Origin of the sequence: Thalassospira lucentensis (assembly GCF_001613805.1) — a bacterium.
Lineage (GTDB): Bacteria > Pseudomonadota > Alphaproteobacteria > Rhodospirillales > Thalassospiraceae > Thalassospira > Thalassospira lucentensis_A.
In genome coordinates this window covers 488214-504685 of the sequence record NZ_LPVY01000021.1, presented here as the reverse complement: position 1 = coordinate 504685, position 16472 = coordinate 488214, and the positions used below count along the sequence as shown (strand labels likewise).

The following is a 16472-nucleotide window of genomic DNA, read 5'->3' as shown; positions in this document are numbered from 1 at the left end:
ATCCTAAAGGTGGGCAATTAGGCGATTTTGGGCAAAAAGCAGCGCATAATTGGCATGTCTTGTAATGCGGTTGCGTAAATGACGGTTTTGCGGCAATTTGCCAGACCGTCCGGCACATGCCGGAACAAGAGAAGATCGATCAGTTTTGGAATGAATATGTCAGACAAGCGCGTCTATTTATACGACAGTACCTTGCGCGACGGGCAGCAGACCCAGGGCGTGGATTTTTCGGCAGCGGACAAAACCGCAATTGCCAAGGCACTGGACGAGCTGTCGATTGACTATATTGAAGGCGGCTGGCCAGGTGCAAACCCCACAGATGACGCATTCTTTGCCAATCCACCGAAACTTAAAAATTCGAAACTGACGGCATTTGGTATGACGCGGCGCGCGGGGCGTTCGGCATCAAACGATCCGGGATTGACGACGCTTGCACAAAGCGCGCCGATTGTTTGCATGGTCGGTAAAAGCTGGGATTTTCAGGTGACCGAGGCGCTCGGGATCGAGCTTTCGGAGAACATTGCGATGATTTCGGAATCCATCGCACATCTCAAAAGCCAGGTTTCCGAAGTCATGTTCGATGCGGAGCATTTCTTTGATGGCTACAAGGCCAACCGAGACTATGCTCTTGCAGCAATCAAGGCGGCCTACGAGGCCGGTGCGCGCTGGGTTGTCCTGTGCGATACCAATGGTGGCACTCTGCCCGATGAGATTTTCGACATTGTCACCGATGTTTGTTCCCATGTTCCGGGTGGAAATGTCGGCATTCACTGCCATAACGATACCGAGAATGCGGTGGCGAACTCTTTGGCGGCGGTCCGCGCCGGGGCACGGCAGGTGCAGGGTACGTTGAATGGTCTGGGTGAGCGGTGCGGCAATGCCAACTTGATTTCAATCATCCCGACATTGATGCTGAAGATGGGCTATGACGTTGGCATTTCGCATGAACAGCTATCCCATCTGCGTCGGATTTCGCACATCCTTGATGAACGGCTTAACCGCGAGCCAACCCGTCAGGCGGCCTATGTCGGTGACAGTGCATTCGCGCATAAGGGTGGATTGCATGTGTCCGCCGTGGAGAAGAATCCGGCCTGTTACGAGCATATCGAGCCGGAGCTTGTCGGAAACCAGCGTCATATTCTTGTGTCAGATCAGGCGGGGCGTTCAAATATTCTGGCCCGGTTCCGCGAAATCGGGGTCGAGGTCGATCCGAAATCCGATGCGGTCGGCAAGCTTGTCGAAGCGGTCAAGCAGCGCGAATTTGATGGTTATGCCTATGACGGTGCCGAAGCCAGTTTCGAACTTTTGGCGCGCAAGGCACTGGGCGAGCTTGACCGTTATTTCCGTGTGACATCGTTCCGCGTGATTGATGAACGCCGCTGGGTGGACGAGCAGGATGAACAGGTCATTACGATGTCCGAAGCGACCGTCAAGGTCGTGGTCGGCGATGGACAGTTCATGTCCGTGGCCGAGGGTAATGGTCCGGTCAACGCGCTTGATGCGGCATTGCGCAAGGTGCTTCTGACCGTGCCGGAATATGTCGAAGCCGTGCAGCAGATCGAACTGATCGACTATAAGGTCCGCATCATAACACGTGGTGATGGTACGCGTGCCGTGACCCGCGTCATGATCGAAAGCCGCGATGCCGAGGGCAATAGTTGGTCAACAGTTGGTGTTTCAACCAACATTATCGAGGCGTCCTATAACGCGCTTCGGGACTCGATCACCTATAAGCTGTTCAAGTCCGGGGTTCGAAGCCAGCACGCGTGACTCTTGGTTTAGGCGATAAAATTGCAAAAGGGCGCGGTTTGATCCGCGCCCTTTTTGTTTTAGCTGTGATGGTGATGCAGGTGGTCATAAGTGTGCGTATGCCCGAAGCGTTCGGCTATGAAGCTTAGCAAATCGATATCGGCGCGTTCGGTCATCGAGACATAGGTGAATGTCATGGTTTCGCGTTCCTCGATCATGCTGCCGGGAAACGGCAGATAGGCCAGTTCGCGGGTGGCAAAGGCCGGGCAGGCGGTGCCGATTTGCCAGTGCGTGGTGATTTTGGCATCGACCAGATGCATGGTCAGGCCGTCCTTGCCGGTCTTTTGAAACGGGATGTCGGCAAGGCGAAGGTAGCTTGCCTTGTCATCGGCCTTGCGGAAGCCTTCGACGAAGCTTGAGGACAGGACCTGTAATTCTTCGGCATGGTCGGCGTCGCTTTGGCCGTGGACATGCGAATGCAGGTGATCGTGGTCCGGGGTGTGATTATGCCCCGGTCCGTGTGAGTGGTTGTGCCCGACATCATGATGATGGTGGTCGTGACCATGTTGATGATGCGTGTGGGTGTGGGGATGATCATGGGGCATCGGGTTACTCCACATCCGAGCCGGCGGGGATGCTTACCGGTTTGTCGATGATGCCGCGATGCGATCCCATTTTGCCGTGCGACACCAGTGTGCCCAGCACATCGACAATCACGCGCGTTGCCAGCAGGGCGGTAATGTCCGAACAGTCATAGGGCGGGGAAACCTCAACGACCTCAAGCCCGCAAATGCCTTCGGCGGCGACGAGCGATACAAGTTCCAGTGCCTCGCGCGGCAGGAAGCCGCCAGGTTCCGGCCAGCCGGTGCCCGGAACGAACCCGCAATCGACACTGTCGATATCAAACGAGATATAGACAGCATCCGCATCCTTCCATGCCATTTCAAGCGCGCGCGCCGCGGTTTCGGCCAGTCCGAGTTCCTCGACATCGCGCATGGTGAAGATGTTGGTATTGCGTTTGCGCGCAACTTCGACCCCTTCGCGCGGGACCTGCCAGCCACCAATGCCGACCTGCACAAGGTTCACCGCCGGAACATTGACCAGATCGGTGGCATGGAACCACGGCGTGGTGTGCATGCGTTCATCAAGGTCCTTTTCCTGAATGTCGATATGGCGGTCGAAATGGACGATGCCGATGCGTTTGGATGTGCATTGCGCAATGCCGCGCACACACGGAAAACCAATGGAATGATCGCCGCCGATCATGATCGGAAGTGCGCCGCTGGATGCGACGTGGCTGACCGCGCGCGTGATCTGATCAAAGGTCTTTTCGATATTGGCCGGGATGGTGAAAACATCGCCCACATCGCACAGCGTCATCTGTTCGCGAAGATCAACCCCCATTTCATAGTTATAGGGCGTGTAAAGGGCGGATATTTTGCGAACCCCCTGCGGGCCGAAACGCGTGCCGGGCCGGTATGTCGTGCCACCGTCAAACGGGATACCGATCACGGCTGCATCATAGGCGCCGACCTTGGTAACGTCTTCGATATAGGGTGCCTTCAGAAACGTGTTGATCCCGGCATAGTGGGGCAGTTCGCCCCGGGCAAAGGTCGGGATTGATTTATCAGTCAGACAATCGGACCCGGTCAGACCCATGCGAAGCGCCCACTGCTTTTCCTTTTCCCAAGCGGCTGATGGCAGCAGGGCTTCTTTTTCCGCCGATTTCCAGCCGCGCAACTGCAGCTTGTCGAAATTCGGGTGGTGGTGGCGGGTTGCAGTGGGGGCGGGCAATGTTCCGGCCACGCGATGTCGGCGGACATTTTGGGGGGCAAAGAAATCGCGCATGGTTGTTTCCTTCGGGTTGCGTCAGTCTTTGTGGGGTTGGCTTTCGGGTTCGAGATCAGGGAACGGGCATGGTCGCTATCAGGGCGGCCGAGAAATTCATGCCGTCGGTTTCATTGGTTTCGCCATTGGCACCGGGAGGCGGTGCCGCAGACAGATCAATCGGCAGGTCATATGTGATGGTCGCACCATAGGCTTCGGGTGTGACCGGATCGTCGCGCAGCTTGTCAAACACCAGCATCCTTGTGCCGAGCTTGAACGCCTCGTGGATGTCGTGCGTGACCATGAAGATTGTCATGTCGTGCGCCTTCCAAAGGCCCAGCAGCAATTCATGCATGTCATTGCGAATACCCGGATCAAGCGCGCCAAACGGCTCGTCGAGTAACAGCACGCCGGGCTTCATCGTCAGGGCCTGTGCAATGGCAAGGCGTTGCTGCATGCCGCCCGAAAGCTGGCTGGGATATTTGTTGGCCGCTGGCGACAGGCCGATGGTTTCAAGCAGGTCGGCAACGTCGTCGCGGGCCTTTTTGCGCGCACGGCCAAACAGGCGGCCGGTCAATTTGCGCGCGGCAAATTCGGCCCCGATCGTCAGGTTTTCGGCAACGGTCAGATGCGGAAAAACCGAATAACGCTGAAATACGATGCCGCGATCCGGTGTCGGTTGTTGCGGCAATGGGACGCCATCCATCAGGATATTACCGCCACTTGGCAGTTCCTGGGACAGCAGCATACGCAAAAAGGTCGATTTGCCACAGCCCGATGCCCCGACCAGCGTGCAGAACGCCCCGGCTTCGATATCCAGATTGATGCGCTCAAGCACCGGATATTCACCGTAAGACTTGCTCAGGTTGCGGATCATGAATTTCGGGTCGCGCATCACAGACTATCCCCCGAAAGGTGGTTCCACGGAAAAGCCCTGCGCGATGCCATCAACAGCAACCGGTCAAGGATGAAGGCCAGAAGCGTGATCCACGTGACATAAGGCAGGATCACATCCATCGCGAGGTAACGCCGTACCAGAAAAATGCGATAGCCAAGGCCGCTCGTGGATGCGATGGCCTCGGCCGAAATCAGGAATATCCATGCCGGGACAAGGCCAAGCCGGATGGCGGTGATCAGTTTGGGCATGACTTGCGGCAGTACTACACGGGTGATCATTTGCCATGTTGATGCGCCCAGCGTTTCTGCCTTGATGATCAGTTCGCGCGGGATTTCCATCACCGCCTGCGACACGCAGCGGATCATGACGGGGGCGGTGCCGATCGTAATCAGCATCACCTTGGATGTTTCGCCCAATCCGAAAATGATGAACAGGATCGGCAGAATGGTAATCGGTGGGATCAGTGACAGGGTGGCGACAAACGGTGCCAGCCCGCGCCTGATATGCGGAATGAAGCCGATGGAAATGCCAAGCCCGATGGCAAGCAGGGTGGAAATGAAGATACCAACCGTAAGGCGCGACAGGCTATCGACCGTATCAAGCCACAGCAGATAATCGCCCGACCGTTTGTCGGCCTCGAACCCCATGCGCCAGATCGCATCCCCCATGCTGCTTAGTGACGGCAGCAGTTTGTCCGCCGGATTATCGATCCGTCGCAGATGGCTTGCGATGGCATAGGCCCCGATCAAAAGCGCAAACGGGGTCGAACCCAGCAATATGGCCGCGCGTCTTGAAAGAGTGCGGTTGATGATACGCATGGCCGTCACCGTGCAATTGCAAAAACGGTATAGGTGTCAAAACGGGGCAAAGTTCACAAAGGTCGGCCATCCGAACCCGAAGCAACCGGTGCAATGAATGTTACCGGGCCGGATGGCCGACAGAGTTAAACAGCATTAATCAGCAAAGCGCGTGGTGACGCGAACACGCTGCGCTCAAAGTTCGCCCTTGGCGGCCATTTCCATATAGGTCGTGTCGAATTTCAGTTTCACATTGGCGCTGTCGCCATAGATGCTGCCATCCGGGAAGCTGACGCCGACAAATTCCGGGCTTGGTGCGCCTTCGCCAAGGATACCCTTGTCGAACAGGAATTCGGCGACAAATTTTATGGTTTCGGGAAGCTCGGCCGATTTTGTGAATTCAACGGCCTTGTCCGGGGTAAAGAACATCGCCGTGCTGGCAAGCTGGGCGTCATATCCGGCAAGGTCGGTTCCAGATGCTTCGGCCATTGCAGTGCGTGCGGCAATGCCTTCGTCCGTGTCGGATGCCATAATGCCCATCAGTTCATACCATGCACCGACCAGTGCCTTGCCAAATGCGGGGTTGTCGGCAAGGGTTTCGGTGTTGACCATCATGATATCGATGATTTCGCCGGGAATTCCCGCACTGTCAAAGACAAGCGTTGCATTATCGTTGGCGGCGATTTCCGATAGAAGCGGGTTCCACGTCACGACCGATGTTACATCATCGGTGGCATAGGTCGCGATCATGTCGGCATCGGATGTATTGACGACGGTGACGTCCTGTTCGGACAGCCCGACTTTTTCAAGGGCGCGTGCCAGCAGATAATGGGAAACGGAAAGTTCGACCAGATTGACATTCTGCCCCTTGATCGCGGCAAGGTCGGTTGCGTCTTTCAGGATGATACCGTCATTTCCGTTGGAATAATCGCCAACAATCAGGGCGGTGGTATCAACCCCGCCACCGGCCGGGATCGAAAGCGCGTCCATATTTGTCATGGAGCAGCCGTCATATTCGCCAGCGGTATATTGATTGATCGATTCAACGTAATCGTTGATCTGCACGATATCGACCGAGATGTCGTATTTGTCGGCCCATTTTTTCATGATGCCGCTGTCTTGCAGATAGCCCCACGGCATCCAGCCGACATAGATCGACCAGCAGACTTTGAATTCGGATTTTTCTTCGGCGTGGGCGGGCAGGGAAGCCAGAGAGGCAGAAAGGACGGCGGCAAACGAAAGTGTTTTAAAAAACGTCTTTAACATGTGTGCGCTCCTGCTTGTTTTGCGGATCACTTCGGATCAGTCAATTCAAGAAAGGCTCTTGCACACAAACCGGGAGAAGGCTTGCGCGCGACAAACCTGTGCAGTTGTCTCCCGGGATTTTGGCCCGCCGTGTCACCGGTCTATGAAACGTCGACCGGCTTGCGCCTCTCGGACCAGCATCCCTTTCGGAACCGGAACCCTAGGCGCGCTGCACAATCAAACAGAAGCAATGTATATGCCAGTCACCTGAAATGTATCTTCGGATGACGGTAATGATATGGAAATAAAGGATAATACTGGTGTTGGTGGCGCTGCCCCTCGTGCGAAATGCATATATGCACCGCACAATTTATGATTAAAAAATCACCATAAAAATAAAAATGTTCAAAATGTATGCATTATTCGTGTGTGTAATGTGTGCTGGTATCGTGCATTGGCTTTTGGTAAAGAAACGCCAATATTGACGGGCATGCCCGCACTTCACCCCATGCAAAGACCGGAGAATTCAAGCGATGAGCGACGTCGCAAACGCGGCTATGCCGGATGGCGCAAGACCCGAAACCGGCGGTATCGCCAATCCGCCTGTCATCATCCTGATTGAACCGCAGCTTGGCGATAATATCGGCAAGGCGGCGCGCGCCATGCTTAATTGCGGGTTGGTTGACCTGCGTCTGGTGCGGCCACGTGATGGCTGGCCCAATGAACGGGCGACGGCCAATGCATCAGGGGCTGATATTGTCATCGACAATACCAAGGTGTTCGAGCGCGAAGAAGATGCGCTGGCGGATCTGAACCGGGTTTATGTGACGACCGCGCGGACGCGCGACGCGATCAAGCCGGTCTTTACCCCAAAGGGGCTGGCGCCTGAAATGCGTGCCAATGTCTCGCGGGGGGAAAAGGTCGGGGTGCTGTTCGGTCCGGAACGCACCGGTGTGCGCAACGAACATATTTCGATGGCCGATGCGGTTGTAACCGTACCGCTTAACCCCGGTTTCACGTCGCTTAATCTGGCGCAGGCGGTGTTGCTGATCGGGTATGAATGGTGGCAGGCCGGTGTTGATGTGCCCGACTACCAGATGATGATGAACGATACCTTTCCGGCCACCCGGGACGAACTTGACCGTCTGTTCGAACATCTTGAGGCGGAACTGGACAATTCCGGCTTCTTCCGGGTGGAGGCAAAACGCCCGAATATGGCACGCAATATCCGCAATATTTTCAACCGCGCCAACCTGACCCATCAGGAAGTTCAGACACTTCGCGGCATGATCGTTGCTATGCGGGGCGGCAAATTCAAAGCGTGACGCTCGCGGACATGGCGGCAAAGCTGGTGTTTGGGTGATTCTTTTCGTTTGACTCTGCGGTCTTGATCTCTATATTGCGCCTCACTTCCGAGAAAGTGGGGCGAAACGGGTGTTTTCGTCCCCGTTCCTGTTTGGGGTAACCGAAACAGGAAACTATCGGGACAATAAAGTGATCTTAAAAAAGAGAGTTACAAAATGTCGAAACGTATTGCTGCAAAGCATAAGATTGACCGCCGCCTTGGCGTGAACCTCTGGGGCCGTGCAAAATCGCCGCTGAACAAGCGCGAATATGCACCGGGCATGCACGGCGCGACCCGCCGTAAAAAGCCGACCGATTACGGCACCCAGCTGTTCGCCAAACAGCAGCTTAAAGGCTACTACGGCTCCATCTCCGAAAAACAGTTCCTGCGTTACTACAAAGAAGCATCGCGTCGTCCGGGCGATACTTCCGAAACGCTGGTCGGTATTCTCGAGACCCGTCTTGATGCCGTTATCTACCGTATGAAATTCGTTCCGACCGTGTTCGCAGCACGTCAGTTCGTTAACCACGGCCACATTCTTGTCAACGGCAAGAAAGTCACCATTCCTTCTTACCTTGTTAAAGAAGGCGACGTTGTTGAAGTCAAGCAGGCTTCGCGCGAAATCCCGATGGTTATGGAAGCTGCCAACCTGAACGAACGCGACGTTCCGGAATATCTCGACGTTGATGCGAAGGCCTTCAAAGGCACTTTCGTTCGCGTTCCGAAATTCGCAGAAATCCCGTACCCGGTTCAGATGCAGCCGAACCTGGTCGTCGAATTCTACTCGCGTTAATCCTTATCGGATTTCGCGAAGACGAACACAGAACGCCCGCTGGAAACAGCGGGCGTTTTGCTTTGTCAGCCCTCATCAAAAAGCCCCGCACGGTTTGCTGTGCGGGGCTTTTGATTTCGGATCGTGCGACGGGTTAGCCCTTTGGCGGGGCGATCTGTTCGGATGCCTGCTGTGCGGCTGCGGCAATCGCTTCTTTTTTCTGTTCCGGTGTCGCGTCGTCGGGCACATCGACCTTCACATTGCGGGATGCCATGTGGATGCCGTTTTCCTTGAACATCGCCAGAACGCTTTGATAGACGGTTTTGCGGATGGTGAATTGTTCACCGGGCTTGGAGGTATATTTAAGCCCGATCACCATGTTGAATTCTTCCATCCGACGGACGCCCTGCGATTTCAGCGGTTCGATAAAGCTGTCACCGATCAGCGGATCTTCCAGCAGTTCGGCAGACAGCTTTTTGACCAGTTTCTTGATCTTGTTGACGTCGGTTTCGAACGGTACGCGGAATTCAAGTTTGACGATCACCCAGTCGCGGCTGTGGTTCACAATCGATTTGATTTCGCCAAAGGGCACGGTTTGGAGGGGGCCACGGTGATGGCGCAGTTGCATTGACCGGATTGAGATATTTTCGACCCGCCCGCGCAGGTTATCGACCTCGATATATTCACCAAGCCGGAAGGCATCATCAAGCAGGAAGAAAACCCCAGCGACCACATCACGTACCAGTGCCTGGCTGCCAAAGCCGATGGCAAGGCCAACAACCCCGGCACCGGCGATCAACGGGCCGATATCAACGCCAAGTGCTGACAATGTCACCATCACCACCATGATGACGATGACGGTAAGCGCGAAGTTTTTCAGAAGCGGCAAAAGGGTTTCAATCCTCGATAACCCGGTACCGCCACCTTCGCCGTCGCCATGTCCATCTCCAGCACCGCTTTGGCTCATGCGTTCGTCAAGGAATGCCTTGATCAGGGACCAGACCAGGTCGGCAATCAGCAGGATCATGATGATCTCGGTCGAGGCATCAAGCGCACGCGCAATGATCCCGGCATCCTCGGCCAGCGCAAGGCGATCAAATCCCCAGATGCGCCAGAAGCTGGCAAGGACAAAGACGATGGCGAGTAACCGCACACCACGTTTCAGAACTGGGGTAAAGACCGGAAGGTCCGGCTGAACTGGTTTGAATTCTTCCTCGGCCTCCACCGCGGCGGCTTCGGCACGGGCATTGATCGCATCTGCTTCGGCTTCGGCCAGTCGGGCTTTTTTGCGATGCTGGCTTTCGATGATGTTGCGGAAAATAGCATCAAACAGGCAGGCAATGCCAATCGCCAGCAGGCACTTCATGAAGCGGTCTGCCGCCAGAATGGTCGTCGCGCCGAGTGCAATCAGATAGGCGCAGACAATGACGGGCCATAAACGGGCAAGCGATACGGGCAGGGCAATCTTTTCAACTGCGCCCGTGAGCTGGTGAGTGGCGAAATAACGTGCCAGCGAAACCGTTGCGAGGCAAAAGGCCAGGACACTGATCACGACCGCGATATCAAAAAGGATGATGTCGCCATGTACCATTGCCGGTGATTGCCGAAAAACCCCCGCCAGCGCAAAGGCAGATAACGAAACGCCACTTGCGATGGTGATGGTGCGCGTCAGTGTTGCTGCAGTCTGTGGATCCACATTGATCATCCGAAGGCCTTCGGCCTGTGGCGCAAACAGGAATTGCAGCACGATCATGACGAGACGCAGGACAAAGAACGCGGCGAGCAGTGACAGGAGTGCTCCCTTCATCAGGGGGGGCCAGTCAAAGATCATGAAGGCACCGATCGAGCCGATGGCAAAGACCGTCAAAGACAGCAGCGACAGGACGGATAAAAGCGCCATTTGACGCAGCCGGTCGAAAAACCTGGTGGGGTGCTGTGCTTCAAGATAGCTGCAAAGCGGGGCCGCAGCGCGGCGATACAGGAATTCGACGATCAATCCGACACCGACAAAGATCACGGTAAACAGCGCAAGGCGCATCAGTCCCCTGCGGCCGATGTCCGATGCCAGGAAATCACCGGTTCGTGCCATTTCATCGGGAAAGGTTTCAAGACCGGTAAAGGTATCTGCGATCTGTTCGCGGGTTCGTGCAACCCCGGCATCAAGAAAGTCGTAATAGCTGAAGGTCGTTTCAGCCGTCTCGGACAAGGCATCATCGGACGGATCGGTTGTTTCCGTGGTCTGTACTTCGTTTTGGGCGGCCATTGTAGCCAAGGCAGCCTGTGCATGTGCCCTGTCTGCGATAGCTGACACAGTGCCGGCCACCAGCAGCCAGAGCCCGAGGCACATCAGGATTTTTGTTGTGATTTTCATAATGTCCCGCCCAACGTCCTGTTCGTAAAAACGAATTCCCATCTGGAAGATGGTACAGGCAAACAGGGCCTTCAAGGAATAGTTTTACGACGTCAGCCCATATGCACGCAGGGCTTGAGGTGATGGAAATCGCAGCAGGGCAATAAAAAACGCGCCGGGCATCCGCACGGCGCGTTTCATATCTTCGGCTGTCAGGCCGGATCGGGTCTGTGTCATCCGCCTTTTCAGGCAGCGACAGCAACGCCCTTGTCTTTCAGGTGCTGGGCCAGTTCGCCCGAGGCATACATTTCACGAACGATGTCGCAACCGCCAACGAATTCGCCTTTGACGTAAAGCTGCGGAATGGTCGGCCAGTTCGAGAAGTCCTTGATGCCCTGGCGGATTGCCGGGTCGACCAGAACGTTGATGTCCTTGAACGGCGCGCCGAGTTCGGCAAGGACCTGCACGACGGCGGCCGAGAAACCGCATTGCGGGAACATCGAGGTGCCCTTCATGAACAGAACGACGTCGTTATCGTTGATGTCTTTCTGGATGCGATCAAAAACCGGATTGTCGGTCATGTTGGTTGTCCTTGGCTGCAAAGGCGGCGATCTCTCTGCCGCGATATTTCAGGTTATGGTTTTATGGCCGAAGATATGGCTGGAAGGGGCGGTTCTGTCAACTCTTGCGGCGCAATTGCCGTGCGGTCCGCAGATTATCCCATGTAAAAATGCCAAGTCCGACCCAGACCAGCGCATAGGTTATCATATGTGCCTTGGTAAAGGTTTCGCCAAGCAGCAACACCGCGACGAAGAACTGGATCGTCGGGTTGAGATATTGCATCAGCCCAAGAGCGGAAAACTTCATGTTCCGGGCAGCAAAGGCAAACAGCACCAGCGGAATTGTCGTTACCGCGCCAAGCGATATCAGCAAAATATCATTGCCGATTCCCAGATTGCCGAAGGCCATATTGCCCGACATGCCGAGCCAGACCAGATAGCCAAATGCCATTGGGGATAGCAGCAGACATTCGATAAAAAGCCCGGCAATCGGGTCAGCCGGGACAAATTTGCGGATCACCCCGTAAAAGCCGAACAGCAAAGACAGGCTAAGCGCGATCCATGGCAGGGAGCCGAAAAACACCAGAAGATTCAGAACTCCGGCAAAGCAGACCAGTACGGAGACGATCTGTATGCGATTGAGTTTTTCGCCAAAGAAGATGCGGCCAAGGATCAGCATGATCAGCGGCATTATATAATAGCCAAGGCTGGCCTCAAGCGCATGCCCGATATGAACCGACCAGATATAAATTACCCAGTTCCCGGCAATCAGCAGGCTGCTCAGAAACAAAAGCCCCATGGTGCGCCTGGATGACAGCAGTTCCCACAACCGGGCGCGACGTTTCAGAACAAAAACCAGCGTTAATGTCAGGATCGCGGACCATAGAATGCGATGGGCGAGAATTTCAAACGGGCTCGCGAAATCGATGATTTTGAAATAGAAGCCCAGAAAGCCCCAGATGACAAAGGCACCAAGCCCGGCCAGTGGTCCGGCACCGATCAAAGCCGGTTTTTGGGATGATGTCATCGTTATTGAACCATGGTCATTTTGTGGGGCACAAATGGCATGTGCCGGTACTGGCAAAACAATTGTTAGTCGGCAGGGCCGACCGGAAGTCGCGGGAAGGTCGAACATTTGGGACGCCGAATGTCATCGGCGCCCGTCATGCTTCTGGCCGGATGCGATCAGGGGTGGCGTTCGCAAGCGGTCATTTTCAGCCGGAATTTATTCCGGCGCAGATGTCTGCAGTGCAAGGGCGTGCAGTTCGCCGCCCATTTTGCCCTTGAGTGCGGAATAGATCATCTGGTGCTGCATCACGCGGGTTTTGCCGCGGAAGGACTCGGATACAACGATTGCAGCATAATGGTCGCCATCGCCGCGCAGGTCCTCGATGCGGACCTGCGCATCGGGAAGGGCTTCCTTGATCATCGTTTCGATTTCGTGGGCTTCCATGGCCATGGCGTTAATTCCTTATAATTGGTCGGACACCCTTGCGCCCTGTTTTGCGCATCCATCCGGGTGCCCGGCGATATTTGTTAATTCTGGTATATGTTGTCCCTGTGGGGGCTGTCAATTTCTGCAAGCCGCGAAGTGCTTCACAAGGTCAAAGATGCGGCGATGCTTGTGTTTCGCGGCAGATTGCGCTAGGAAAATCGCGGTTGCTCACACCGGCCGTCCGCCGGGCATCTGCCCATGGTAAAGTGATGCAGACGATTTTATCGGTTCCCCGTTTTCTTTGACGCCGGACCAGCAATGCGGACACCCGGCCTCCTGTCAGGAGACGAAAATGAGCCAAACTTCTGAAAACCTGTCCGCAAAACCGGAGCAGACATCAGCCGATTTCGCGAAAATTGGATCGGTTGATTCCGCCGGTATGCTCAAGGCACAGGCAAAACGCCTGCGCAACGCACTTGCCAGCCGTAACCTGACGGTTTCCCACGCCGGCAGCCTTGAACTTCTGGCGCAAAGCCACGGTTTTCGTGACTGGAACACTGCGATTGCAATGACGCGCAAACGCGAACCGGTTCGGATCGCCGATCTTGGTATCGGCAAACGGTTTGCCGGGTCCTATCTGGGGCACGCGGTGTGCGGGCAAATTCGCGGTGTCACCAAAACCCCGGTCGGCGGTGTCTACCGGATCGAAGTCCATCTGGATCGACCGGTTGATGTCGTGACATCGGAACGTTTCAGCGCCCTGCGACAACGCATTGCTTCGCGGATCAACGAGGATTGCGAACCCGTACTTGCCAATGGTACGCGCGGCCCCGGTCTTTCGGTTGATTTGCTGCTGTGACAGTGACTGAGCTTCTTGTGGACATAAATCCCGAAACCCTCCGGCAGCTTCCCAAAGTTGCCGGAGCCTACATTCTCTTGATCGAGCTTTCTGCTGATCTGGCTTTACGGAACAAACGCTTCGCGGGAGCGATCCTGCGTCAGGGAACTTATTTTTATTGCGGTTCGGCCAACGGGCCGGGAGGCATTGCGGCCCGTGTCAAACGTCATTGCCGGTTGGATAAAAAGCCGCACTGGCATGTCGATGAATTGACCATCGGCATCGGGCGGGTGGTTGCGGCATTGGTGGTGCCCGGCGGATGCGAATGCGATTTGCGTATGGCATTGGCGGCTGTGAAGGGCATCAATGCGCCAATCGCGGGTTTTGGCAGTTCAGACTGCATAAGCTGCCCGGCGCATTTGCTGGTGGCGGAAAGCCATGCCGCCGGGATGGCGGCAATGGTTGAAGCCAGTGTATCGGCTTAATCCTTCTGCGTGCCCGCCGTGCCGTCAATAAGGGGGCGGAAACCCGACGCAACAATCTTTGGGCCAATCTTGCTCATCAGGGTATTGCGCAACCAGACACCTGCCTTGCCACGGATTTTGGCAAAACCCATGCGTTGCAGGGATTGTTGCTGCACCCAATGTGCTTCGGGCAGGCGCGTTGCCTGCCAACTGGCAAGGGCAGTTTTGATATCGGGTTGTGTGCGAAGAGCATCCGCCAGTGCCAAGCCATCCTTGATCGACTGGGTTGCCCCCTGTGCCATGGTCGGAAGCGTTCCATGTGCCGCATCCCCGATCAGGATCACACGGCCCGTAACCCATTCGGGCATGACCATTTGCTGAAGACGGCCTTCGTGAATAATGGTGTCCGTGCCAATTGCGCCTAGCATCTCTCGTACCGGGCCCTCAAACCGGGCAAAATGCGCGGCGAGTTCGCCTGCCGGCAGGTCGCGTATTCTTTCGCCCGGGTCATAGGTGCTGGCATAAATGTAAAACCTGTTGCCACCCACCGGCATTACCAGAATGACCTGCCCGTGACCGATAATGAATTTGGGCGCGGTCAGGCCAAAGGGATAATCCGTGATCCAGCGCCAGCAGATATAACCGGTTGGCTGCGGCATATGTTCCGCGCCAAAAGCCAGACGCCGAACGGCTGAATTGATGCCATCCGCACCGATCACAAGATCAAAGCTGCTGCTTGCGCCGTCGGTAAAACTTACCTGCGCCTGATAGGGTTCATGGTGAATGGCGGATACGGAAAGACCAAACCGGATGGTTGGTGTTGTCAGTTTGGTGCACAGGATTTCGTGAAAGTCGCTGCGCGTCAGGGCCTGAAATGTTGGCCAGCCGAGCTGTTCTGTTTCAAGCGAAAACAGTTTCCCGTCACGATGATCGAAATAGTCCAGTCGCGGAAAGGCGCAGGATTTGGCCGCAACATCCTGATCAATGCCAAGTGCACCAAGGGCCGCCATCGCATTCCCGGGCAGGTGCAACCCGGCCCCGGCCGGTTTCCAGCCATCATGGGTTTCGACAATCGTGATGTCGTGCCCGTCGCCTTGCAGGGCAATGGCCGCAGACAAACCGGCGATACCGCCGCCGACAATCAGAATTTTCATTTTATGCCTGTGACTGGAATGGAGTGATGTCCGGATCAGCCGCCGGTCATGCTCATATGACGGCCGACTGCCGGTTTCTGACCTTTGCGGTCGATGACGAAATCATGCCCCTTGGGTTTAAGCAGCATGGCTTCGTCAAGCAGCCGGTCAAGGGCTTCGGCCTCGCCCGAACGCAGGGCTGCGCGCAGATCAACGTGGTCTTCCTGCCCAAGGCACATGTAAAGTGTGCCGGTGCAGGTCACGCGCACGCGGTTGCAGCCTTCGCAGAAATTATGGGTAAGCGGCGTGATGAAACCAAGACGCCCTCCGGTTTCCGCCACCGTGACATAGCGTGCCGGGCCGGGGGTGACATGGTTGCTGGGCACCAGAGTATATTCCTGTTCCAGCCGTTCACGAACTGCGGTCAGTGGCAGATACTGATCGGTGCGATCCCCGTCGATATCGCCAAGCGGCATGGTTTCAATCAGGCACAGATCAAAGCCTTCCTTGCCACACCAGGCGACAAGACGGGAAATTTCGTCTTCGTTAAAATTGCGAAGGGCGACCGTGTTGATCTTGATCTTGATCCCCGCCTGTTTGGCGGCTTCAAGCCCGCTTAACACCTGTTCAAGGCGGCCGCGGCGGGTGATTTCGGCGAATTTCTGATGATCAAGGCTATCAAGCGAGATGTTGAGCCGTTTGACACCAAGGCGCGCCAGATCATCGGCATAGGTGGCAAGCTGGCTGCCATTCGTCGTCATGGTCAGTTCGTCAAGCGCGCTGGATTTAAGATGGCGCGACAAATCCCTGATCAGGTCCATGATGCCACGGCGCACCAGCGGTTCGCCACCGGTCAGGCGCAATTTGCGCACTCCGCGTGCGATGAAGGCCGAACAGAGCTGATCGAGTTCCTCAAGTGTCAGGACTTCGGATTTTGGCAGAAAGATCATGCTTTCGGCCATGCAATAGGTGCAGCGGAAGTCACAACGGTCTGTCACCGATACCCGTAGGTAGGATACGTGACGGCCATATTTGTCGATCAGCGGTCTGGTCATGGCG

At 55.7% G+C, this 16472-nt stretch carries 16 protein-coding genes and 1 riboswitch; of the genes, 5 read left to right on the top strand and 11 right to left on the bottom strand.

Annotated features, from left to right (window positions below):
* Window positions 1-156 precede the first annotated feature (156 nt).
* On the top strand, window positions 157-1770 hold the full coding sequence (gene cimA / locus AUP42_RS18010) for a citramalate synthase (RefSeq protein WP_062953016.1): 1614 nt from the start codon (window positions 157-159) through the stop codon (window positions 1768-1770).
* Window positions 1771-1829: 59 nt separating this feature from the next.
* Here the strand turns inward: cimA and AUP42_RS22000 are convergent, their stop codons facing one another.
* From AUP42_RS22000 to AUP42_RS17985, 5 genes are all read right to left on the bottom strand, one after another.
* Window positions 1830-2354 (bottom strand): hypothetical protein, encoded by a 525-nt coding sequence (locus AUP42_RS22000; protein ID WP_062952941.1) that lies wholly within the window; start codon window positions 2352-2354, stop codon window positions 1830-1832.
* Between the two features lie 4 nt (window positions 2355-2358).
* The gene (locus tag AUP42_RS18000) at window positions 2359-3597 is read right to left on the bottom strand and encodes an agmatinase family protein (protein ID WP_062952940.1); all 1239 of its coding nucleotides are present in this window, start codon (window positions 3595-3597) and stop codon (window positions 2359-2361) included.
* Window positions 3598-3652: 55 nt separating this feature from the next.
* Entirely contained in the window at window positions 3653-4471 is an 819-nt protein-coding gene (locus tag AUP42_RS17995) for an ABC transporter ATP-binding protein (protein WP_062952939.1), read from the bottom strand.
* Window positions 4471-5292, bottom strand: coding sequence for an ABC transporter permease (locus AUP42_RS17990; RefSeq protein WP_062952938.1), 822 nt, complete (start codon window positions 5290-5292; stop codon window positions 4471-4473). The genes AUP42_RS17995 and AUP42_RS17990 overlap by 1 nt, the downstream gene beginning before the upstream one ends.
* A 174-nt stretch (window positions 5293-5466) precedes the next feature.
* A complete protein-coding gene (locus AUP42_RS17985; protein ID WP_062952937.1) occupies window positions 5467-6537 on the bottom strand; it encodes a putative urea ABC transporter substrate-binding protein in 1071 nt (356 codons plus the stop codon).
* A gap of 106 nt (window positions 6538-6643) precedes the next feature.
* A riboswitch (guanidine-I (ykkC/yxkD leader) is annotated at window positions 6644-6751 on the bottom strand.
* A 298-nt stretch (window positions 6752-7049) separates the two neighbouring features.
* Here AUP42_RS17985 and AUP42_RS17980 point away from each other — a divergent pair.
* Entirely contained in the window at window positions 7050-7841 is a 792-nt protein-coding gene (locus AUP42_RS17980; protein ID WP_082824836.1) for an RNA methyltransferase, read from the top strand.
* Window positions 7842-8036: 195 nt separating this feature from the next.
* Complete coding sequence (gene rpsD, locus AUP42_RS17975; RefSeq protein ID WP_062952936.1) at window positions 8037-8654, top strand: 30S ribosomal protein S4; 618 nt, start codon at window positions 8037-8039, stop codon at window positions 8652-8654.
* A gap of 133 nt (window positions 8655-8787) precedes the next feature.
* Here the strand turns inward: rpsD and AUP42_RS17970 are convergent, their stop codons facing one another.
* The 4 genes from AUP42_RS17970 to AUP42_RS17955 form a co-directional block, all read right to left on the bottom strand.
* Entirely contained in the window at window positions 8788-11004 is a 2217-nt protein-coding gene (locus AUP42_RS17970; RefSeq protein WP_062953014.1) for a mechanosensitive ion channel family protein, read from the bottom strand.
* 224 nt (window positions 11005-11228) lie between these two features.
* Window positions 11229-11564, bottom strand: a complete 336-nt coding sequence (gene grxD, locus AUP42_RS17965) for a Grx4 family monothiol glutaredoxin (protein ID WP_007091305.1) — start codon at window positions 11562-11564, stop codon at window positions 11229-11231.
* 97 nt (window positions 11565-11661) lie between these two features.
* A complete protein-coding gene (gene rarD, locus AUP42_RS17960; protein WP_062952935.1) occupies window positions 11662-12570 on the bottom strand; it encodes an EamA family transporter RarD in 909 nt (302 codons plus the stop codon).
* A gap of 198 nt (window positions 12571-12768) precedes the next feature.
* Window positions 12769-13002, bottom strand: coding sequence for a BolA family protein (locus AUP42_RS17955; protein WP_062952934.1), 234 nt, complete (start codon window positions 13000-13002; stop codon window positions 12769-12771).
* Between the two features lie 328 nt (window positions 13003-13330).
* Here AUP42_RS17955 and AUP42_RS17950 point away from each other — a divergent pair, with 328 nt between their 5' ends.
* Window positions 13331-13837, top strand: coding sequence for a glyoxalase superfamily protein (locus AUP42_RS17950; protein WP_062952933.1), 507 nt, complete (start codon window positions 13331-13333; stop codon window positions 13835-13837).
* A gap of 77 nt (window positions 13838-13914) precedes the next feature.
* Window positions 13915-14301, top strand: a complete 387-nt coding sequence (locus tag AUP42_RS17945; protein WP_231858338.1) for a GIY-YIG nuclease family protein — start codon at window positions 13915-13917, stop codon at window positions 14299-14301.
* On the opposite strand, the gene AUP42_RS17940 is transcribed toward AUP42_RS17945, so the two are convergent.
* Both AUP42_RS17940 and moaA read right to left on the bottom strand, forming a co-directional pair.
* Window positions 14298-15434, bottom strand: coding sequence for an FAD-dependent monooxygenase (locus AUP42_RS17940; protein ID WP_062952931.1), 1137 nt, complete (start codon window positions 15432-15434; stop codon window positions 14298-14300). The two genes, AUP42_RS17945 and AUP42_RS17940, sit on opposite strands and share 4 nt — an antisense overlap.
* A 35-nt stretch (window positions 15435-15469) precedes the next feature.
* Window positions 15470-16468, bottom strand: coding sequence for a GTP 3',8-cyclase MoaA (moaA, locus tag AUP42_RS17935; RefSeq protein WP_062952930.1), 999 nt, complete (start codon window positions 16466-16468; stop codon window positions 15470-15472).
* Between the last annotated feature and the right edge of the window lie 4 nt (window positions 16469-16472).